Source organism: Anaerobacillus sp. ABD4_527 (genome assembly GCF_056160805.1).
This window is the reverse complement of sequence record NZ_JBSWXZ010000010.1, coordinates 35,101-41,562: the sequence shown is the minus strand read 5'-3', so window position 1 is coordinate 41,562 and position 6,462 is coordinate 35,101. Positions and strand designations below refer to the sequence as shown.

Annotated in this window: 9 protein-coding genes; all 9 read right to left on the bottom strand. The window is 38.9% G+C overall.

Annotated elements, in window-relative coordinates; genetic code table 11:
* Positions 1–408 precede the first annotated feature (408 nt).
* A complete protein-coding gene (locus tag ACXAHI_RS20790) occupies positions 409–1,713 on the bottom strand; it encodes a VWA domain-containing protein (RefSeq protein WP_474850976.1) in 1,305 nt (434 codons plus the stop codon).
* A 52-nt stretch (positions 1,714–1,765) separates the two neighbouring features.
* Entirely contained in the window at positions 1,766–2,056 is a 291-nt protein-coding gene (locus ACXAHI_RS20785) for a hypothetical protein (protein ID WP_474850974.1), read from the bottom strand.
* A 97-nt stretch (positions 2,057–2,153) separates the two neighbouring features.
* Complete coding sequence (locus ACXAHI_RS20780; RefSeq protein WP_474850972.1) at positions 2,154–2,438, bottom strand: hypothetical protein; 285 nt, start codon at positions 2,436–2,438, stop codon at positions 2,154–2,156.
* Positions 2,439–2,489: 51 nt separating this feature from the next.
* Positions 2,490–2,756, bottom strand: a complete 267-nt coding sequence (locus tag ACXAHI_RS20775; protein ID WP_474850970.1) for a hypothetical protein — start codon at positions 2,754–2,756, stop codon at positions 2,490–2,492.
* A 507-nt stretch (positions 2,757–3,263) separates the two neighbouring features.
* A complete protein-coding gene (locus ACXAHI_RS20770; RefSeq protein ID WP_474850968.1) occupies positions 3,264–3,530 on the bottom strand; it encodes a hypothetical protein in 267 nt (88 codons plus the stop codon).
* A 99-nt stretch (positions 3,531–3,629) separates the two neighbouring features.
* Complete coding sequence (locus tag ACXAHI_RS20765; protein ID WP_377891776.1) at positions 3,630–3,908, bottom strand: hypothetical protein; 279 nt, start codon at positions 3,906–3,908, stop codon at positions 3,630–3,632.
* 23 nt (positions 3,909–3,931) lie between these two features.
* Positions 3,932–5,377, bottom strand: a complete 1,446-nt coding sequence (locus ACXAHI_RS20760) for a hypothetical protein (protein WP_474850966.1) — start codon at positions 5,375–5,377, stop codon at positions 3,932–3,934.
* Positions 5,378–5,398: 21 nt separating this feature from the next.
* Positions 5,399–6,073, bottom strand: coding sequence for a pilus assembly protein TadG-related protein (locus ACXAHI_RS20755; RefSeq protein WP_474814498.1), 675 nt, complete (start codon positions 6,071–6,073; stop codon positions 5,399–5,401).
* Positions 6,070–6,459 (bottom strand): TadE/TadG family type IV pilus assembly protein, encoded by a 390-nt coding sequence (locus ACXAHI_RS20750; protein WP_270182998.1) that lies wholly within the window; start codon positions 6,457–6,459, stop codon positions 6,070–6,072. The genes ACXAHI_RS20755 and ACXAHI_RS20750 overlap by 4 nt, the downstream gene beginning before the upstream one ends.
* Positions 6,460–6,462: the final 3 nt, after the last annotated feature.

Sequence of the window (6,462 nt, the reverse complement as noted above, 5' to 3'; positions counted from 1 at the left end):
CTCCGATAGAAAAGTTCAATCTAGCTTTAAAACAATGTTGTTTCCGTAGAAACAATTTCTTGCATGGCGTTTCGTTCAGTTTTCAAAGATCAAGTGTTTCTTTCGTTTGTCGTTTTCAGCGACTCAACTAATATAACATTTCGTTTAAGTCGTTGTCAACAACTTTTTTTGAGATTGTTATTACAATCTGTTTGCTCCGTAAGAAGCAACGTGATTAATAATACATGACTACCGAAGTAGTGTCAATCCCTTTTTTTAATTAAGTGATGTTGTCTTTGCAACAACGTTTACTACTATATCAGCTAAAATAGAGTGGGTCAATACATAGATTGATATTCTTTTAAAAAAAAGAGCCAGAGCAAATCGACTCTGGCTTGTGCGGTCTCTCTTATTCAATCAAACGTTTGTTTAACTCGCTGTTTTCTCGTCGATCTTATCGAACATTTTCTCTTTTTCTACCTTTATTGACTCACTCAACTCATCATGCTTTTTCTCGCTATAGTCGAGAAGCGTATCTGAACGCTGAGTAATTTTCTCTTTGAGGAGCTCTACTTCTTCCTTTGTAATCTTTTCTTCAAAGTACAACTCTTGAGCTGCTTTATATAATAGGTCTTCTTCCGTTTGAACGATATCATTAAAGGTTGCTCTGATTTCGTCTACCTCTTTATTCTTTTGAAGATGCTCTTTGTTTACTGCAATATCAGCCTTCGCTGATGCAAGGTCTGCTTGAATTGATTTATGGGCATCGTTCAATAATTGATTGAGGGTGTTATTTAGCTCAACTTTTGAATTAACAGTCTTATAAACTCCACCGCCTGCTTCTGCCGCATCTTCAAGCTGTCTACGACCTTCAGTATCTACATTGAATCCGATGATGTTTACCGTTACCTCTAAATCAGATTGATGAAGCTTTTCCGCTTCACTCACAGGGTCTCCATCACAGGTTTCCACACCATCACTCACTATATAAACTGTGTTTTTCACACGCTCTCCAGTTTTCCCTTTTAAATCAGACTGAACAGAGCTAATCGCATCCCCTAGTGGAGTCCATCCTGTAGGTTTGAATTGACCCAAAGCTTCGTTGAACGTGTTTTCATCATATGTATCCAAATCATAAAAGACTTCATTACTACTACAAGAGAGTTCCTTATCGCTATCATCATTACTCCCTTTGTGACCGTAAGCTCTCAAGAGTATATTCGCGTCTTCAGGTAAGTTACTAGAAAATCGCTTTAAAGCATCCTTTGCGAGATCCATCTTCGTTCCTCCGCTTACTTGCCCTGCCATACTCCCACTAGAATCCAATAAAATCACAACATTCTCTTCATCAATCTTTTCTTCCTCAGATGTAAGACTTGCAAATTCAGGATTATAATCCTCATACGCCGCGTGAACCTCACTGTAATCGGCATGAAGCATAGAGACTAACCCGTTATATGCCGTCTCCGCATCAGCAGAAGAAGGGATTTCCTTTAAAATGTTATCGGGATTAATGGATTGTTTACCACTACCACTTTTGATTAAGGATCCTGGACTTCCTTTTACAATACTCTGTGCATCTGTTGCAGCTTCAGGAAAGTCTGTTTTCTCTTCCTGCTGCTGTTCCTCTTGTTTATTATCTTTATTATTTTGACTAGCACTTTCTTCGTTATTAGAGCAAGCTGCTAGTAGTAGACAAACTAACCCAATTAGAAAAACAGAATATGTCTTCAAATGTAAGCACCTCCTATAATGTTAATAAACGAGCTATCTTTAAAAATAACTTTTACCTAAACATACTTAACACGGTGACAATACCTGCAAGGAAAAATATCATCAATATAGTTTGAATTAGACGTACTATTATACTATCCCCCGGATTTCTTCTACTCATATGAGCAAACACACCCAACACAGCAAAAACAAATACAATCATTGAAGCATAAATTAACCATGGAGGGCGCTCAATCATTTTATAGACACCCCCACCAGCCGGTTCTGCTGTTGTAAAGACTATCCCAACGATACTACCAATAACGATAATACCTGAAATAGCTTCTATTAATCCCCATCTCATTCATTATCCTCCTTGAAGTATTGCCCGTGGAGTTATTAAATAAATAAACAGGTGCATAAGAAAGGAAAATTAATTTCATCTCACCAACTGCTAATTCTTATAAAAACTCTACAGCTAATCTATAAAGTACAAATAGTAAAAATAACGCAACTCCACCAACGAAAGATTTACGTGTTATCTGCTCACCATTTCGACTTGTTAGATTGACTGATGAAATGATTCCAACAAATAGGAAAACAAGAATAACTACAGCAAAGAATAGCTTATCGTTATAGTCTAATTTTCCATTTTTAATAAACATTTCAGAATAAATAATAATCATTATAAATATTCCAATTAATAGAAAGGTAGAAAACCTTGATAGTTTTTGCCACTTTTTCATACTTTCTCTCCAAAACGTCTAATAAATTAAAACCTTTCGCACTTCCTCTTATCACCTAAACATATTAACAAGAGCTATTGCACCAGCAAAAAATAATACAAGCAATGCAGTTTGAAGTATACGCACTTTCATACTAACGCCCTCGGCTCTTCTACTAATATGGGCAAAGACACCAACAACTATTGTTGTTCCAAGACCAATTCCAGCATACATCAACCAAGGTGGACGTTCCGTCATTTTATAGACACCGCCACCCTGTGATTCTCCCAATGAAAATACTAGTCCAGCTGTGATTCCCAAGATGATTATTACACACACTGACTCAATGACACCCCACACCTTATTCAATTAACATTCACCTATATTCTATTTAAGGGTTTATCTATAACTGCACTGACATTCGGTATAAGGTGAAAAAATCAAAAAGATTATTGCTGCAATCACACTCTTCTTTGTTATCTTCTTACCTCCGTCACTAGTTAGGTTTATACTAGAAACAACACCTACAAATGCCATAATAGTTAAAACAATGATGAAGACCTTCCTATCAGTTGAGTCGACAATACCATCCTTCATAAACATCAGTGGATATACAAAAATAAATATCATAGAAATAATCCAGAGTACATTAGAAAGTTTAGATGCTTTTTTCCACTTCAGTTCAAAAACCTCCAACTTGCCGTTGTGCTATTCAAATCACCCATCTCTTAGAATGAAAACTTGAGAATTACATAACTTAATATTATTTACTACTTCTATAAAACCCCACACCTTATTCATTTAACTTCAACCTTAGTATAAATAAACCTAAGGAATTATATATAACTAGAATTCTACTATGACCCTATAAACTTGGAAGATTACGAGCAATATTATTGCACTTACTACAGATTTGGATTTTATCTTTTTCCCATTTTCACTTGTTAAATTAATTCCAGAAATGACACTTACAAACAAAGCCGCAACCATGACTCCCACAAAAACGCTGTTGTCTAACACTCCATCTTTAATAAACAATTGAGAATAAATTGCAACAACGACAATAACACCTATAAATACAATAGTTGATGCTTTAGATAAGTATTTCCACAATTACTTCTCACTCCATAATTAAAGATGATTGAGAGATCAGCAAAGATTTATTGGCTTAACTGTGAAGTTGTTGAGATCAATCGTTCAACATAATTTTATTTATAAAAACTCCACTGCTGCTCGATACATAATAAAGAGCAAGAATATAACAATGCCGCCGATAACAGAACGAAATGTGATATTTTTTCCATGTTGTGAAGTAAGGTTAATACTTGATATAACTCCTACAAAAATAAATACAACGATCACCATCAGTAAAAAAATTCTATCATTAAAATCTAACCTACCATTTTCTATAAATAATTTAGAATAGATAAAAACTATACCTATTGTCACTACAAAAAAGATTTTCGATGCTAGCGAAATTTTTTTCCACATTTAAACACCCCCTTTTTTCATAACTAATTTTTCATGTTTGAGGTTTTCATATTATACGTTTTTGAGTTGTGTATATCTCTCATTTTATTTAAATCCCTTGCTTTATCCGAGTTATCTATTTTCCCATTGTTTTGGTTATGATCTTGGAATCTATCATTAAGGTTCGGTTTTTCTGAATCACTCATATTGTTTTTTACATTATCCTTAATAATATCTTCAGTTCCTTTGTTAAAAATTTCTTCATAAACATCTGTAGAAGCAGGGTTTCTAAGAAAATCACTCACCCTTTGATTACTGAAGACCCACTTACTTATATGAGATATTAATCCGTAACCTGCGATAGCCGCAATAGAGCCAGAGACAAAGTTATCTACAAAAGCCCACTCACCTTTCAGACCTTCAACTACAAAGTTCTCTAACCCTCCAATCGTTGCAATCGGGAGCCCCCAAGATGCATATTGGCCGAATTTCCCAGCTGAAAGTAGGCTTCCTGCGAATACGGACATAGGCGCTAACAAACTCCCCATCGCAGCCCCTGAAACAATATCAATCATGAAGTTTCCAAAGGTGAAATCACCAGTTATAAAACTTTTTACGCCTGAAATAACACCAGATCCTGCTCCACCTATGATTGCACCCTCGGCCATAGTTGAAAGCACACCACCGGCTCCATATGCTAATCGCAAATGTCCCCATGCACTCTTCCCTAAACTCAACAACCCTCTCCCAGCAGCAGCCAACGCCCCAGTAGCCTGTCCAATTCCACCTAACATGGCACCACCAGCTGTCCAGCCTAATGAGCCTAGGAAACTATAATCGCTTGAGTTTCGATTCATAAGGTAATAAGCGCCACCTGCAATACCAGCACCTATTCCAGCTGCGATTGCAACTGGTGCGCTGATTACGCCAAGAGCGACGGCACCGACGATTCCGGCACCAACGCCTACAAAGCTCAAGGTTGATTTTACCCAGTTTGGCGTCGCATCCCAGACATTCGAAGTGAAGTTTGTAAAAGCGTTCCATGTATTGACCGTGCCATCGACGAAAGCTTCCCACGTGTTAGCTGACCAGTCCGTGAATGAATCCCATGTGTTCGCCGACCAATCTGCGAAGGACGACCACGTGTCTTGTGACCAGTTACTGAAGTCATTCCACGTATCACTCGACCAATCAGTGAACCTATCCCAGCCGCCAGCAATGACATCCCCCATATCCCCGACAGTATCAAAAAGCGGGCCTAGAAACTCTCTTCCTTTGTTAAAAGCGTCTCCGATACCGTTCCCGATTTCTTCCCACCAATGACTATCTTTCTTACCGTCATTACTAGTGGCATCTCCATCACTTTCCGTTTTGTTGAGGTTATCATTGTTATAGTCGAGTTCCCCAACCTCGGCTAAAGCGACGGGAGATACACTCGTAGCAAGCATGAAGAGAAGAATCACGAACGATATCAGTCGTTTAAACGCCACTCTGCACCCTCTCCCCTCAACTTATTTACATGTTATATCGATCCCCACCGGTGTACCGATTCCAGCAGAGGCATCTGCTTTGATGCCGTCGAACTGCGAATCTTCGACCGTGACGTATGAACCTTTGCGTTCTGATTCCACAAAAATGCTGAACGTTTCTTCATCAAATTCAACCCTTACATTTCGATCAGCACCGTTTTTCTTCGCATAGCGATTGGCGGCGTCTTTGATATCAGACATGTTTCCTCTTACAGCGTCGCATGCGATCTCGCTAATTTCGTCTTCTTCATATAAAAAGAGCAGCAGTTCATTCGCATCCAGGTCAACACTGTCACCTTCTTTAAGCCATTTTTCAACTGTTGACCGATACGAATCATCGCTGCCTTCAATTTCATCTTCAAGCCAGTTCCCAATCTCGTCATCTGTTAATTCTTCACTTGAGAAACGTTCTTCAAGTTCTTCTAACCGCTCTTCGAGTTCCTCACGAAGTTCTTTGTCATAAGAGTTCTTCGCCTCTTTTGCAGCGGCTAGTACCGCCGAGTCCGCACTCGTTTGGCTGACGCGTTTTGAGATGAACACATTAAAGAAATCAAAGAAAGCGAAGCTGATGAAAATGGAAACGACGAGTAAGCCTACCATGATCAGCAGCATACTGTTGCCTTGTTCATTTTTCAGGTAAGAACGTAATGTTGTCATGGCAAACTTCCTTCGTCGTCATCCTCTTCCATCGGCATCGTCGCATCTGCATCAAAATCCAGTTCAATCTGACCAACGAGAGGGATCGAAACGGTCGGTATTCTTGAAACGACCGTTACGGTAACGTCCTCTCCCGATTCAACTGAACTGACGGATTGAATCTGTAAACCGCCTGCTGATCGTTCCGCTACTTGTTGTGCATTCCCACCTACCGATGCCGCTCTGGCACCATCTCTGGCAGCTGACTCTGTGACAACAACCGCATAAGCAACGAGCGCCATCTGCCAGATGATCATAAATGCCACGATCACAAGCGGGAATACAGCTAAAAATTCAATCGTTTGTGACCCTTTCTCATTTTTTAGGTAAGAAGTAAGCTTTCTCATCGC